The organism is Neorhizobium galegae bv. orientalis str. HAMBI 540 (assembly GCF_000731315.1).
Lineage (GTDB): Bacteria > Pseudomonadota > Alphaproteobacteria > Rhizobiales > Rhizobiaceae > Neorhizobium > Neorhizobium galegae.
Genome location: NZ_HG938353.1, coordinates 1,661,063 through 1,675,570, shown reverse-complemented (window position 1 = coordinate 1,675,570; position 14,508 = coordinate 1,661,063). Strand labels below are relative to the sequence as shown.

Annotated in this window: 11 protein-coding genes; 5 read left to right on the top strand and 6 right to left on the bottom strand. The window is 62.5% G+C overall.

Annotated elements, in window-relative coordinates:
- From RG540_RS08530 to cckA, 5 genes are all read right to left on the bottom strand, one after another.
- A complete protein-coding gene (locus RG540_RS08530; protein ID WP_038586685.1) occupies positions 1-825 on the bottom strand; it encodes an inositol monophosphatase family protein in 825 nt (274 codons plus the stop codon).
- A 49-nt stretch (positions 826-874) separates the two neighbouring features.
- On the bottom strand, positions 875-1,741 hold the full coding sequence (gene ttcA / locus RG540_RS08525; RefSeq protein WP_038586682.1) for a tRNA 2-thiocytidine(32) synthetase TtcA: 867 nt from the start codon (positions 1,739-1,741) through the stop codon (positions 875-877).
- Positions 1,742-1,794: 53 nt separating this feature from the next.
- On the bottom strand, positions 1,795-4,455 hold the full coding sequence (gene alaS / locus RG540_RS08520) for an alanine--tRNA ligase (protein ID WP_038586678.1): 2,661 nt from the start codon (positions 4,453-4,455) through the stop codon (positions 1,795-1,797).
- Positions 4,456-4,639: 184 nt separating this feature from the next.
- The gene (recA, locus tag RG540_RS08515) at positions 4,640-5,728 is read right to left on the bottom strand and encodes a recombinase RecA (RefSeq protein WP_038586675.1); all 1,089 of its coding nucleotides are present in this window, start codon (positions 5,726-5,728) and stop codon (positions 4,640-4,642) included.
- A 245-nt stretch (positions 5,729-5,973) separates the two neighbouring features.
- On the bottom strand, positions 5,974-8,586 hold the full coding sequence (gene cckA / locus RG540_RS08510) for a cell cycle histidine kinase CckA (protein ID WP_038586672.1): 2,613 nt from the start codon (positions 8,584-8,586) through the stop codon (positions 5,974-5,976).
- A 252-nt stretch (positions 8,587-8,838) separates the two neighbouring features.
- Here cckA and RG540_RS08505 point away from each other — a divergent pair, with 252 nt between their 5' ends.
- Positions 8,839-9,948, top strand: coding sequence for a flagellar biosynthetic protein FliO (locus tag RG540_RS08505; protein ID WP_038586669.1), 1,110 nt, complete (start codon positions 8,839-8,841; stop codon positions 9,946-9,948).
- A gap of 81 nt (positions 9,949-10,029) precedes the next feature.
- Here the strand turns inward: RG540_RS08505 and dksA are convergent, their stop codons facing one another.
- Positions 10,030-10,449: an RNA polymerase-binding protein DksA gene (gene dksA, locus RG540_RS08500; protein ID WP_007771163.1), complete on the bottom strand. Its 420-nt coding sequence runs from the start codon at positions 10,447-10,449 to the stop codon at positions 10,030-10,032.
- 270 nt (positions 10,450-10,719) lie between these two features.
- Here dksA and RG540_RS08495 point away from each other — a divergent pair, with 270 nt between their 5' ends.
- The 4 genes from RG540_RS08495 (at position 10,720) to RG540_RS08480 (ending at position 14,506) form a co-directional block, all read left to right on the top strand.
- Positions 10,720-11,229: a SixA phosphatase family protein gene (locus RG540_RS08495; protein ID WP_038593350.1), complete on the top strand. Its 510-nt coding sequence runs from the start codon at positions 10,720-10,722 to the stop codon at positions 11,227-11,229.
- A gap of 77 nt (positions 11,230-11,306) precedes the next feature.
- On the top strand, positions 11,307-12,773 hold the full coding sequence (locus RG540_RS08490) for a YcjX family GTP-binding protein (RefSeq protein WP_038586666.1): 1,467 nt from the start codon (positions 11,307-11,309) through the stop codon (positions 12,771-12,773).
- Positions 12,770-13,849: a YcjF family protein gene (locus RG540_RS08485; RefSeq protein ID WP_038586663.1), complete on the top strand. Its 1,080-nt coding sequence runs from the start codon at positions 12,770-12,772 to the stop codon at positions 13,847-13,849. Before RG540_RS08490 ends, RG540_RS08485 begins: the two co-directional genes overlap by 4 nt.
- A gap of 102 nt (positions 13,850-13,951) precedes the next feature.
- A complete protein-coding gene (locus tag RG540_RS08480; protein WP_038586660.1) occupies positions 13,952-14,506 on the top strand; it encodes a hypothetical protein in 555 nt (184 codons plus the stop codon).
- Positions 14,507-14,508 lie beyond the last annotated feature (2 nt).

Sequence of the window (14,508 nt, the reverse complement as noted above, 5' to 3'; positions counted from 1 at the left end):
TCAGGGGCCGATGATCTCGTTGCGCAGCATCTGCCAGCTTTCCTTGTCGGTAGCGAGCAACAGCCCGCCGTCGACATGGTGCGGCATGTAAGGAGAGCCGTCGAAGCGCGCGACGTAACCGCCCGCCTCCGTGCCGATCAGCGTGCCGGCCAGGTGGTCCCAGGGCATCAGCTTGTTGTAGAGCACGAACTGCACATGCCCGCCGGCGAACGTGCGATATTCATGGGCCGAGCAGCGATAGTTGGCAAAGAACCGGACTTTGGCGAGATTGCCGAGGATCCGCTCCCGCTCGCCGCCGAAGAAATATCCGGGCGAGGCCATACCGATCATGGCTTCGATCGGCCGGGCGTCGGCGACCGAAAGCCGGATCACCTCGCCATCCGGCCGTCGCAGGAATGCGCCGGCGCCCCTTTCCGCCATGACCCAGTCGTCGCCCATCGGATCGTAGATGATACCGGCCACCGTCTCGCCCTTCCAGACAACGGAGGCCATGACGCCGAAGGCCGGGATGCCCGAGGCGAAGTTGAACGTGCCGTCGACCGGATCGACGACCACCGCGAATTCCGCATCCGCGAGCTTGGCGAGCAGCGACGGATCGGCTGCCACCGATTCCTCGCCGACAAAGAGCGCGCCGGGCGCAAAGGCTTCCAGCTCGCGGCGGATCATCCGCTCGGCGGCCTCGTCGGCTTCCGTCACCAGGTCGGACGGCTCGCTCTTTGAACGTACATCGCCGCTGCCCAGCCGCCGGAAACGCGGCAGGATTTCGGCCTTGGCGGCAAGGCGCAGAAGATCGGCAAGCTTCGTGATGTCGAGCGGAAGGGTCATGACAACGGTCTCTTGGGGGATTGGTGCGGAAGGTTGGGTTCGGGGGAATTCAGAGACTTTGAGCGGCTTGCAGGCCGGAGAAATCGAAGAGCTTCGGATCGAGCAGGTGCGACGGGTTCACATGGGCGAGCGCGCGCAGCATCGTATCCTTGCGGCCCGGCATCCGGGCCTCGATATCGGCGAGCATCGCCTTCATCGCATTGCGCTGCAGGCCATCCTGCGAACCGCAGAGATCACACGGGATGATCGGGAACTGCATGGCGGCTGCGAATTTCGCCAGATCGTCCTCGGCGCAATAGGCAAGCGGCCTCAGCACCATCATGTCGCCCTCGTCGTTCAACAGCTTTGCCGGCATGCCGGCGAGCCTGCCGCCATGGAAGAAGTTCATGAAGAAGGTTTCGAGGATGTCTTCGCGGTGATGGCCGAGCACCAGTGCGTCACAGCCCTCCTCGCGGGCGATCCGGTAGAGGTTGCCGCGCCGCAGCCGGGAACAGAGCGAGCAATAGGTGGCGCCTTCCGGCACCTTTTCCTTCACGATCGAATAGGTATCGCGATATTCGATACGGTGCTGCACCCCAATCGAGGCAAGATATTCCGGCAATATATGCTTTGGGAAGTTCGGCTGGCCTTGGTCGAGATTGCAGGCAAGGAGTTCCACGGGCAGAAGGCCGCGCCATTGCAGATCCAGCAGCACGGCGAGCAACGAATAGGAATCCTTGCCACCGGAAAGCCCGATCAGCCAGCGCTTCTGGCCATTCAACATGCCAAAATCGTCGAAAGCCTGGCGCACCTGCCGGAGCAGGCGCTTACGCAGCTTGTTGAATGAGACGGAACTCGGCGCATCCCGGAAGAGCGCCGGTACGAGGCCGTTGCCGACCTCATCCAGCTCATCATCGATCTTGGCCGTCACGCCCATTGGTCTTCCTTTGAAACCGAAAAGCGGGCAATGCTCGCTTCCGGTGTTTGTCGTCAGGCGCTAAGAACGGCTGCTACCGCTTCGAGCGCCTCGTTGGCCTTGGCGCCGTCCGGTCCACCGGCCTGGGCCATGTCGGGACGGCCGCCGCCGCCCTTGCCGCCAAGCGCCATGGATGCGATGCGGACCAGGTCCACGGCGCTGAAGCGATCGACCAGGTCAGGCGTCACCGCAACCACGGCGCTTGCCTTGCCGTCTTCCGACACGCCGATCAGCGTGACGACGCCGGAGCCGAGGCTTGCCTTGCCTTCATCCGCCAGGCCCTTCAGGTCCTTGGCATCGATGCCGTTGAGCGCCTTGCCCATGAACTTGACGCCGCCGATCTCCCTGAAATCGCCGGCCGAACCACCCTGCCCGCCGCCCATGGCCAACCGGCGCTTGGCGTCCGCCAATTCCTTCTCGAGCTTGCGGCGCTCGTCGATCAGCGCTTCGACGCGCGAAACCACCTCAGCCGGCTGCACCTTCAAGGCGCCTGCGAGCGTCTTCACGCGGTCATCCTGTTCGGCGAGATAGGCACGCGCTGCCTCGCCCGTCACCGCCTCGACGCGGCGAACGCCGGCGCCGACGGCGCTTTCACCGAGAACGCGGACAAGGCCGATATCGCCGGTCGCATTGACATGGGTGCCGCCGCAGAGCTCGATCGAGTAGGGCTTGCCGGCCTTGGGGCCTTCGATTGCCTTGCCCATCGCAACGACGCGAACTTCATCGCCGTATTTTTCGCCGAACAGCGCCATGGCACCTTCCGCGATCGCGTCGTCGACGCTCATCAATCGGGTCGTGACCGGCGCGTTCTGGAGGATGATGGCATTCGCCATGTCCTCGACCTTCTGCAATTCTTCGGCCGACATCGGCTTCGGATGCGAGACGTCGAAACGCAGGCGCTCGGGCGCTACCAGCGAACCCTTCTGGGCCACGTGCGTGCCAAGCACTTCGCGAAGTGCCTCATGCAGCAGATGGGTGGCCGAATGGTTGGAACGCAGGCGCGAACGACGGTCGTGATCGACCGTCAGCGCTGCGGCATCACCAACCTTCAACATGCCCTCAGTGACGGTCGCGATGTGGACGAATACGCCCTCGCCCTTCTTCTGGGTATCCGAGATATTCAGTTTGGCATTGTCCGTCGCAATCACGCCGGTATCGCCCATCTGGCCGCCGGATTCGCCATAAAACGGCGTCTGGTTGACGACGACCTGGATCTGTTGGCCGGCGGACGCGCTGTCGACAGCCTTGCCGTCGCGGACGATCGCCTGCACCACGCCTTCAGCGGTTTCCGTGTCATATCCGAGGAATTCGGTGGCGCCGTGCTTTTCCTTGAGCTCGAACCAGATCGTTTCCGTCGCCTTGTCGCCGGAACCGGTCCAGTGCGAGCGGGCTTCCGCCTTCTGGCGCTGCATGGCGTCGGTGAAGCCGGAAATATCGACGCCGATTTCGCGGGCGCGCAAGGCATCCTGGGTCAGGTCGAGCGGGAAACCGTAGGTGTCGTAAAGCTTGAAGGCGGTCTCGCCATCCAGCATGTCGCCCTTGTGAAGCGCACCGGTCGCATCCGAGAGCAGCGAAAGCCCGCGCTCCAGCGTCTTGCGGAAGCGGTTTTCCTCGAGCTTCAGGGTTTCCGAAATCAGCGATTCGGCGCGGACCAGTTCCGGATAGGCGCGGCCCATCTGCTGGATGAGCGCGGGCAGCAACTTGAAGAGCAGCGGATCGCGGGCGCCGAGCAACTGGGCATGGCGCATGGCGCGGCGCATGATGCGGCGGAGCACGTAGCCGCGGCCTTCGTTCGAGGGCAGCACGCCGTCGGCGATCAGGAATGCGGAGGACCGCAGGTGGTCGGCTATGACGCGGTGGCTGCCGCGATGCTCGCCTTCAGCTTTGACGCCGGTCGCCTCTTCCGAGGCCGAGATCAGCGCGCGGAACAGGTCGATATCGTAGTTGTCGTGCCGGCCCTGCAGGACCGCCGCAACACGCTCCAGGCCCATGCCGGTGTCGATCGACGGGCGCGGCAGGTCGATCCGCTCGTCCTTCGTCACCTGCTCGTACTGCATGAAGACGAGGTTCCAGATCTCGATGAACCGGTCGCCGTCCTCTTCCGGCGAACCGGGCGGGCCGCCCCAGATATGGTCGCCATGATCGTAGAAGATTTCCGAGCATGGGCCGCAAGGACCGGTATCGCCCATCGCCCAGAAATTGTCGCTGGTCGGAATGCGGATGATCTTGTCGTCCGAAAGACCGGCGATCTTCTTCCAGAGGTCGAAAGCCTCGTCGTCGGTATGGTAGACGGTCACCAGGAGACGCTTGGCGTCGAGGCCGAATTCCTTGGTGATCAGGTTCCAGGCAAGCTCTATCGCATTTGCCTTGAAATAGTCGCCGAAGGAGAAATTGCCGAGCATTTCGAAGAAGGTGTGGTGACGAGCCGTATAACCGACATTGTCGAGGTCGTTATGCTTGCCGCCGGCGCGAACGCATTTCTGTGCCGTCGTCGCGGTCGTATAGGGGCGTTTCTCAAGACCGGTGAACACGTTCTTGAACTGAACCATGCCGGCATTGGTAAACATCAGCGTCGGATCGTTGCGCGGCACCAGCGGACTGGAGGACACGACCTCGTGCCCGTTCTTTCGGAAATAGTCGAGGAAGGTCGACCGGATTTCATTCACGCCGCTCATGCTACGCCCTTTTTACCGCCGGATGCGGTCCTATTATTCGAAAACCAGAGGCTTGTATCGCCCACACCCCCAACTGTCCAGCCGCCCCGCCGCCTCACCGAACGAGAAACCGGCCGCGCATCTTCCATGCGCAGCCGGTTCAAAATAATCCGCCGGAGAAATCCCCGAGTGCGGCGGAACCGCTTTACATATCCGCGGCCGCGTCGCTGTCGTCAGCGTCGGGACCGCCGTTTTGCAGGAAGCGGTCGGCAATGAGGCCGGCATTCTGGCGAAGCGACGTCTCGATCTCCCGGGCAAGCTCAGGGTTGTCGCGCAGGAACGTCTTGGCGTTCTCGCGGCCCTGGCCGAGACGCTGGCTGTTATAGGAGAACCAGGCACCAGACTTCTCGACGATGCCGGCCTTGACGCCGAGATCGACCAGTTCGCCGGTCTTGGAAACGCCTTCGCCATACATGATGTCGAATTCGACCTGCTTGAAGGGAGGCGCCATCTTGTTCTTGACGACTTTCACGCGGGTCTGGTTGCCGACCACTTCCTCGCGTTCCTTGACCTGACCGATGCGGCGGATGTCGAGGCGAACCGAGGCGTAGAATTTCAAGGCGTTGCCGCCGGTGGTGGTTTCCGGAGAGCCGAACATCACGCCGATCTTCATACGGATCTGGTTGATGAAGATCACCATCGTATTCGACTTGGAAATCGAAGCGGTGAGCTTGCGCAGCGCCTGGCTCATCAGGCGCGCCTGAAGGCCCGGCAGGCTGTCGCCCATCTCGCCCTCAATTTCGGCGCGCGGGGTCAATGCCGCAACCGAGTCGATAACGAGGACATCGACGGCACCGGAACGGACCAGCGTGTCGGTGATTTCGAGCGCCTGCTCGCCGGTATCCGGCTGCGAGATCAGAAGGTTCTGGAGATCGACGCCAAGCTTGCGAGCATAGACCGGATCAAGCGCGTGTTCGGCGTCGACGAAGGCGCAGATGCCACCCTTCTTCTGAGCTTCGGCAATCGTCTGCAGCGCAAGCGTCGTCTTGCCCGAGCTTTCCGGACCGTAGATTTCGACGATACGGCCCTTCGGCAGGCCGCCGATGCCAAGCGCGATATCGAGGCTGAGAGAGCCGGTCGAAACCGTCTCGATCTCGACAATGTTCTCGTTCGAACCGAGCTTCATGATCGATCCCTTACCGAAGGATCGTTCGATCTGCGACAATGCCGCTTCCAGCGCCTTACTCTTGTCCACGCCTTTATCCTCTACGAGCCGCAAACTATTCTGTGCCATCTGGTCCCACCTTTAGGTTATTGCCGCCGCGCACGCAATGAAGCAGCCGATAAAGGTGACGTACCTATTTTGTTCTCATTTGGCAAGGGTCGCCCAAGAGATTGAGTCAAAATAGATATTTCGATTTCGTTCTCAGGATGTTCACGCCCGCCGAGGTGTGGAAAATTCCCGTTTGAAATCAAAGCTGCGCCGCAATTTGACGAGGAAATCGCGGCGTTTGAAATTTATGAGAGACGATCCGATTCTCACTCCGAATCGAGCATTTCCCGGACCGCCACGGCAAGCTGCTTTAGCGAGAAGGGCTTCGGCAGGAAGCCGAACTTGGCGTCGGCCGGCAGGTTGCGCGCAAACGCGTCCTCGGCATAGCCCGAAACGAAGATAAACTTCATGTCCGGATAGATCTTGCGCAGCTCGGTCAAAAGCGTCGGGCCGTCCATTTCAGGCATGACGACGTCGGAGACGACGATATCCACCTTGCCCTGGAGCTCTTTCATGATGTCGAGCGCCTCGGTGCCGGAACCCGCTTCGTGCACGGTGTAGCCGCGGGTTTCCAACATGCGCTTGCCGCCGCGGCGGACGGCCTCCTCGTCCTCGACGAGCAGGACCACCGCCGACTTTCCGGTGAGGTCGAGGTCGTCGGATGCAGGCGTCGACACGACAGGCGCGAGAGCGGCCGGCGGCGCCTGTGTACCGGTTGCGGTAGCATCCTGGACGACGACGGGCGTTTCGGGAATGTGGCGTGGGAGGAACATGCGGAAACTCGTGCCGCGTCCGACTTCCGATTCGGGATAGATATAGCCGCCGGACTGTTTGACGATGCCGTAGACCATCGAGAGGCCGAGGCCGGTGCCCTTGCCCACTTCCTTGGTGGTGAAGAAAGGTTCGAAGATCTTGTCCATGATTTCGGGCGAGATGCCCGTGCCGGTGTCGGAAACTTCGACCATCACGAAGTCTTCGGCCGGGAGATCCGCCTGGTTGAAACCGCCCGCATCCTCGGCGGATACATTGCGGGTCTTGATCAGGATCGTGCCGCCCTGGGGCATGGCGTCGCGCGCGTTGACGCAGAGGTTGATCAGCACCTGCTCGAACTGCGACAGGTCGGTGCGCACCGGCCAGAGATCGCGGCCGTAGTCCACTTCGAGCTTCACATTGGTACCGGAAATCAGCCGGTCGACCAGCATGCGCAGATCGCCGACCACGTCGGTGAGGTTCAGCACCGCCGGCCGCATGGTCTGCTTGCGCGAGAAGGCGAGCAGCTGGCGCACCAGCACGGCGGCGCGGTTGGCGTTGCGCTTGATCTCCATCAAGTCGGCAAAGCTCGCATCGGAAGGGCGCGCCTGCAGGAGGAGATGGTCGGAGGACAGAAGGATCGCAGTCAGGACGTTGTTGAAGTCGTGGGCGATGCCACCCGCCAGCGTGCCGACGGCATTAAGCTTCTGGGTCTGCGCCATCTGGGTTTCGAGCGCCTTCTGCTCGGTCGTCTCGACGGCGTAGACGATCGCGGCCTCTTCCGGCGCCTCGTCGCTCTCGTCGATCACGGCGTTCACATAGAAGCGCACATAGCGGTTCTCGTCGCCGGGATGGCGCGAATCGATTGGGGCGATATCGCCCTGCCCGTCCTTGGCAGCGGCAATCGCCTGCATCAGATGCTGGCGGGAATTGTCGTGAACGATGCGGTCGAGTTCGATACCGGCATCCACGTCGTCGCGGGAAACGACGCCGGCAAACAGTTTGAGGAACGGCGCATTGATGCGCAGGATCCGGCCTTCGCCATCGACGGAGGCGATCGCCATCGGCGTATTGTTGAAGAAGCGCGTGAAGCGCATCGCGGAGGCGGACTGGTCGCCCTCGCCGCCCTTCTGCCGCGCCAGCACGATGGTGCGGCTTTCGCCCGGTGCGCCGTCGCGGGTTGCGCTGACATTGTGCACCAGCCGCACGGGCAGGCTCTGGCCGTTGGCGCGGCGCAGATCGAGATCGAGCGTTTCGGTGCGCTTCAGCCCGGGTGCGGCCTGCACCGACTGGATCAGCGCCATGCCCTCGCCCGCCACCAGGTCGGAGATCGTCACCGAGCGTGGCACGAACTTGGTCAGGTCGATGCCAAGCCATTCGGCAAGCGTGGCGTTCAGGTAGAAGATCTCGCCCTTCTTGCCGGCGGAGAAGAACCCGGCGGGCGCGTGGTCGAGATAGTCGATTGCGTTCTGCAGCTCGCGGAAAAACCGCTCCTGGTCGTCGCGCTCCGAGGTGATGTCGGTGATCTGCCAGATGTCGAGTTGGCCCTTGCGGCTGTCGGCGGGCGTCAGCAGCCGCGCCTTGAGACGGTACCAGTGGGCACCGGAACCGTTACCGGTCGTCCGTCCGATCGGCTGGAGAAGCCGGAACTCCTCGTGACCTTCCCGGCCCTCGCGCAGAGCCGTCGTCAGCCGGTAGAGCGCCTCGGTCGATTCGCGGGTCTTGGACAGAAGCGCTTCGAGCGACTGCACGTTGCTTGCCTTGGTCGCACCGGTCATCCGGCCATAGGCGGCATTGGCGTAGAGAATGCGGCCCTTGGCATCGGTGATCAGGATGCCGTCGGGATGGTTGGCGAGAAAACCCCGGGCCAGCTCGTCGGAACGCGACTGCGGCATGACCTCGACGAGGCCGATGATCGACGACACCAGGAAGAAGATGCCGACCATGGCGAGAATGCCGAGCAGGCCGAGTACCAGCTCGTTGTCGAGCGCATGCTGGAACATCACGAAGCCGGCAGCCACGCCACAGAGAACGAGCGCCAGAAGGACGATTCGGACGATGGTGCCGCCACGCGTCCCTTTTTCCACCAGGGGCGCATCGTAGTTGCCGCTCTGCTGCAACTTCGTCATCAATTCCTCGCATTTCGACCGGCGCTGCGGCCATGAACATTCAGGGATCAGGAATCCCGCGATTCCTTATTAGCAAGTTGCAGGTTAAGCAAAAAGCTCTGCTGAGCCACAAAACCCGGGACAGTTTGGCGGAGTGACCTATCTTTGCTTTTCTGCGCTGTCTTTCAGCGCGGGACAGTGACAGTTAGCAGCTTGCTTCGGTAGGAAAAAAGTCGTTTTTTACCGCAGCGTTCATATGAGGAGTGGCAAGAGATGTTAGATGACCTGATGGGCGCCTATGGAGGCCGCCTGGTGATCGCAGTCGTCGGCGTCGGCATTGGGCTCGTCGTCCTCATCGGCGCGCTCTGGCTCATGCGCGGCCGCGCCGGCCCGTCCCCCTTCGTGCGCGGCGGCAAAAATCGCCAGCCGCGGCTTCAGGTACTGGATGCTGCGGCAGTCGATGCGCGCCGTCGCCTGGTCCTCATCCGCCGCGACGGGGTCGAGCACCTGATCATGATCGGCGGGCCGACCGATATCGTCATCGAAAGCGGAATTTCCACGGCGGCACCTGCCATGCCGGCGACCCCGGCAAGCGCGGCAAACCGCTTCCAGCCGCTGGACATGACGGCTCCCGTTCAAGCCGCACCCGCCATGGAAGCCCGGCTGGCTCCCGTCGCCGAACCCCGCCCTGCCCCGATCCCACGTCCCGCGGCTCCGGAAGCGCGCATCGAGCCGGCACGGGAAAGCGTCGTGCCGCCGCGCGAGGCCCCGCGCGCCGCTGCGCCTTTGGCGGCGACGGCAGCTCCCGTCACCGGGCCCATGCCGATGAGCGGCACCCTTGCTCCGCGGCCCGCCCCGCCTGTCATGGCCAACAATGCAGCGGCTGCCGAGCCGGCGGCCGCCCCCAGGATCGAACCGCCCGCCCGTCAAGCCCCGGAGGTAAAATCCGAACAGCTGCGGCCGATCGCGGCTTTGGCAGCCGCAGCCGCAGCCCCGCCGCCTAGCCCAGCTCCTGCGCCCGCTCCTGTCCAAGTTCCTGCTTATGACGACGCTGCCGATGTGCTCGACGCCGCCCGCGAACGCGTCTTCCAGGAAGCGCCCGAACCCCGCGTCGTGCCGGTCAGCGCCGCAATCGTGCCGCCTGCCCTGCAATCGGCCGCCGACAAGCCGAAACAGCTCGGCAGCGATTTCGAGCGGATTCTCGAAGAGGAAATGGCCAACAACCTCGCATCCCGCGAGTCGGTCGTCATCCCCCAGCCGAACCGTCAGATACAGCCGAGGAACCCCGGCGTGCCGCCGGTCACCGGTGCGACGCCGGAACCGAGCCTGCAGTCGGAAGTCGCGCGCATCTTCGGTGAAATGTCGGTCACCCGCGACAAGTGAGCGGGCCCGCCGCCATTTTGGGCCCAAGAAAAAAGGCACGGAAAAACCGTGCCTTGAATTCGTTATGGCTGATCAGGCGAATTATTCGTCCCGATAGACCTTTTCACGACGCTCGTGGCGTTCCTGCGCTTCGATCGACAGTGTGGCGATCGGACGAGCGTCGAGACGCTTGAGGCCGATCGGTTCGCCCGTTTCCTCGCAGTAACCGTAGGTGCCGTCCTCAATGCGCTGCAAGGCGGCATCGATTTTGGAAATCAGCTTGCGCTGACGGTCACGGGCTCGAAGTTCGATAGCTCTGTCGGTTTCGGAGGAAGCCCGGTCGGCGAGATCGGGGTGGTTGGCGCTCTCTTCAGCCAGATGGCCGAGCGTTTCGCGCGCTTCTCTCAGAATATCGTTTTTCCAGGCGATCAGTTTTGCCCGGAAATACGCTTTCTGATTTGCATTCATGAACTCGTCGTTTTCAGAGAGCACATAATTGCTAAGATCGATCTTCTCACTCAACGCGATTCTCCTGAAGAACATCTCATGCGGCGCTCTATATCCTATCCTCCCATCCGGATTCAAGCCTCGCGCTCAGTATTAAGGCATTTTTAAAACTGTCATAAAAATCCGCTAAACGGCTATTTTTTAAGCTTTTATTCTGAATGTTTGAAACTCTTCTCCACAGGCGGACGCGCTTGGTGGCGCTATTTCAGAACATCTGCGGCAGTTGACGAGTCTCATGCCGAAAGGGTACCCATCGCTTCCATCCTCTCACTAGCGGTGCCGGGCATGACGACGATCACTCCTCCTCCTTCCCGCATCTATCTCCTGCGCCACGCCAAATCCGGCTGGGCGGAGCCGGGACAGCACGATTTCGATCGCCCTCTCGACAATCAGGGCTTTGCGCAGGCCGAGATCGTTGCCGACAAGGCTGCTGATCGCAACTACCGGCCTGATATCCTTATCAGTTCCACCGCCATGCGGTGCCGCCAGACCGCCGAGGCCATCCGCCGCGCGATCAGCGAGGAGATCGAGCCTGTCTTCATCGACGAACTCTATAACGGCTCGCTCGGCACCTATCTCGCCATTCTCGCAGGCCAAAGAGACAGCAACTCGGTCATGCTCGTCGGCCATAACCCGACCATGGAAGAGGTCCTGGAAGGGTTGATCGGCGCCGACCAGATGGTGGCGGCGGTCCCGGGCGGTTACCCGCCTGCCGGCCTTGCGGTGCTCGATTATCGCGGTTTTGTCGCCGGCTCGGATGCCGCCTGGACACTGACCGACTTCCTGACGGCCTGAACTGGACCCGAACGACGGCTTTGCGGCCTCGCAACGGCTTCCTATATAGGCGTAAACTCTGGACCCGGAACAACGCCTTGCCGCCTTCGCTTACCAGCTTCTCGGATGACGCGCGCATCGCGCTCGACAATCTCGCCGACCGTGCCTCGGGCCTCGTGCATCCGACGATCAGGCTCGGCGTGACCGGCCTGTCGCGGGCCGGCAAGACCGTTTTCATCTCGTCGCTCGTCCACAATCTCCTGAACGGCGGGCGGCTGCCGCTCTTTGAAGCGCTCCGGTCGGGCCGGGTCTCGGCGGTGCGGCTTGAGCCGCAGCCGGACGACGCCATCCCGCGCTTTCAATACGAAGACCATATCCAGGCCCTGGTGCGCGACCGCATCTGGCCGGATTCGACCCGCGCCATCTCGGAACTGCGGATCACCCTCGACTACCAGAGCGCCAGCGGCTGGGGCCGGATGTTTTCGCGCGGCCGGCTGTCGATCGACATCGTCGATTATCCGGGCGAATGGCTGCTCGACCTGCCGCTGCTGGCGCAGGATTTTCGGACCTTCAGCGACAATACCGCAGCACTTGCCGGGACCGGCATCCGCGAGGAGTTGTCGCGAGAATGGCTGGCTCTCGCAAACGGCATAGATGCGGACGCCCCGGCGGACGAAATGACGGCCCGGCGGCTGTCCGAAGCCTTTGCCGCTTATCTCAGGGCCTGCAAGGCGGACGAACGGTCGCTTTCGACCCTGCCGCCCGGCCGGTTCCTGATGCCCGGCGATCTTGAAGGCTCGCCGGCGCTGACCTTCGCGCCGCTGCCGAACATGTCCGACACCAAGGCGCCGAAGGGCTCGCTGCGGGCGATGATGGAGCGCCGTTACGAGGCCTACAAGAACGTCGTGGTCAAGCCGTTCTTCCGCGAGCATTTCGCCCGGCTCGACCGTCAGATCGTGCTGATCGACGCGTTGCAGGCGATCAATCGTGGTCCCGAAGCGGTGCAGGATCTGGAACGGGCGCTGACCGATGTGCTCGCCTGTTTCCGCCCCGGCCACAACAGTTTCTTCTCTTCCCTGATCGGCCGCAGGATCGACAAGGTTCTGGTCGCCGCCACCAAGGCGGATCACCTGCATCACGAAAGCCATGATCGCCTGGAACGGCTCACCGGTCGGCTGGTCGATCGCGCCGTCAAACGGATCGGCATGGCCGGCGCCGGCATCGAGGTTATGGCGATCGCATCGGTGCGCGCCACCCGCGAGGCGACCGTCAAGGAAGACAACCATCTCCTGCCGGTGATCGTCGGCACGCCTATTGCGGGCGAGATGATCAACGGTGAACACTTCGACGGAAACAAGAAAACAGCGATATTTCCCGGTGATTTGCCGGAAGATCCTGAAGCATTTTTTCAGCAGCTGGATTCCGTCAATGCGGAGCTTCCGGAGATCAACGTGGTGCGTTTTCGCCCACCGGCGCTCGAAGAGGCGAATGGCATGAAGCTCTCGGTACCGCATATCCGGCTCGACCGCACCATGCAATTTCTGTTCGGAGACCGCCTCGCATGAGACCGCCCGAATCACCTCAGAACGGCAAGCGCCGACCAGCGTCTTTCTCGATCGAAGAGGAAAGTGCCGCCCGAAACGAAACCTTGCCCGTCCCTCGCCGCAGCCCGCGCAGCTTCGAGGACGGCGTCGTCGTGACGCCCGACGAACAGGATCCGTTCGTGACGCCGCCCGAACTCGCCGCGGAGGCCATCCCGGTCGCCGAGCCCCGGAAGCGCAAGAAATTCTCGTTCGTCAATCTGGCGACGGCGGCCTTCGGCACCTTCCTGTCGCTCGCTTTCGGTCTGTGGGCCGATAGCGTCGTCCGCGACCTGTTCACCCGTGCCGACTGGTTGGGATATGCAGCGCTCGGAGCGCTTGCCATCGGGCTCGTCGCAGTTGCCGTGATCGTCGGCCGCGAGATCTTCGGCATGATGCGGCTTTCCGCCGTCCAGACCCTGAAAGCACAAGCGGAACAGGCCGCCCTTTCCCCTCGCCCGACCGCCGCGCGTGCCGTCGTTGCCACGCTTGCGAAACTTCTCAGTCACCGGGCGGAGACCGCCAAGGGTCGCGCCAACCTCGACGCCACGAAGGACGAGATCATCGATGGCCCCCAGCTTATCGAGCTTGCCGAACGGGAGCTCCTGGCGCCGCTCGACCGCAAGGCCCGCGCTCTCATTCTCGGATCGTCCAAACGTGTTTCGATCGTCACCGCCATCAGCCCCCGTGCCATTGTCGACCTTGCCTACGTGCTCTTCGAAGTGACGCGGCTGATCCGCGCCATGGCCGAACTTTACGGTGGCCGGCCGGGTACGCTCGGCCTGCTGCGACTGATGCGGGATGTTATTGCCCATCTTGCCGTAACCGGCTCGATCGCCGTTGGCGATGGAGTAGCCCAACAGGTCCTCGGGCATGGGCTGGCTTCCAGACTGTCGAAGCGGTTGGGCGAAGGCGTGATCAACGGCCTGCTGACCGCGCGAATCGGCATCGCCGCCATGGACCTTTGCAGGCCGCTGCCCTTCCGGGCGGTGAAAAGGCCCGGAATCAGCGATTTCATCTCGGATATTGCGGCAGTCGGCGGGCGAAAAGATGAACAATAGAAGGGTTGACCATGGCTCAAATCCGGCCATGGTCACCAGTCGTTAACCATTCCCACCTAAATTACGGGACACCTAAAGTTGCTGCTCGTCAGGGGAAAGTTCATGTATTCGCGCTTCTTTTCGCTTCTGGGCGGGTTCGCCATTCTGACAGTCGCGACCACTTCCGCCATGGCGCCGCAGGCTGAAGCCGCACCGCGCGACAAGGCATTCTTCCAGTCGGTCGCCGGCGTCTGGAAAGGTCCCGGCGAAATCGTCGCCGGCAAATACAAAGGCACGAAATTCAGCTGCAATTTGACCGGTGCAGCTATCCCGGACAGCGATGTCGGCATCAAGCTCGATGGGACCTGCCGCGTCGGCGTGTTCCAGCAACCGATGTCGGCCACCATCGCCCAGAGCGGCCGCGGTTACACCGGCAAGTTTCTGGATGGCGCCGAGGGCAAGGGACTGGACATCATTTCCGGCTCGGTCAGCGGCGACAAGGTCGTCATGGGCATCAACCGCAATCAGCTCAACGGCGCGATGGTCGCGAGCCTGCGCGGCGAGAACAAGATGAACATCACCATCTCGATCAAAGTCGAAGACCAGATGGTTCCCGTGATCGGGCTCAGCCTCGACCGCGACATGGATTCGATCGCCGTCGGCTCGATCAAGGAATAAGG

Coding starts and splice junctions, on each gene's coding strand:
- RG540_RS08530 (WP_038586685.1), bottom strand. CDS start 825: ATGACCCTTCCGCTCGACATCACGAAGCTTGCCGATCTTCTGCGCCTT.
- ttcA (WP_038586682.1), bottom strand. CDS start 1,741: ATGGGCGTGACGGCCAAGATCGATGATGAGCTGGATGAGGTCGGCAAC.
- alaS (WP_038586678.1), bottom strand. CDS start 4,455: ATGAGCGGCGTGAATGAAATCCGGTCGACCTTCCTCGACTATTTCCGA.
- recA (WP_038586675.1), bottom strand. CDS start 5,728: ATGGCACAGAATAGTTTGCGGCTCGTAGAGGATAAAGGCGTGGACAAG.
- cckA (WP_038586672.1), bottom strand. CDS start 8,586: ATGACGAAGTTGCAGCAGAGCGGCAACTACGATGCGCCCCTGGTGGAA.
- RG540_RS08505 (WP_038586669.1), top strand. CDS start 8,839: ATGTTAGATGACCTGATGGGCGCCTATGGAGGCCGCCTGGTGATCGCA.
- RG540_RS08495 (WP_038593350.1), top strand. CDS start 10,720: ATGACGACGATCACTCCTCCTCCTTCCCGCATCTATCTCCTGCGCCAC.
- RG540_RS08485 (WP_038586663.1), top strand. CDS start 12,770: ATGAGACCGCCCGAATCACCTCAGAACGGCAAGCGCCGACCAGCGTCT.
- RG540_RS08480 (WP_038586660.1), top strand. CDS start 13,952: ATGTATTCGCGCTTCTTTTCGCTTCTGGGCGGGTTCGCCATTCTGACA.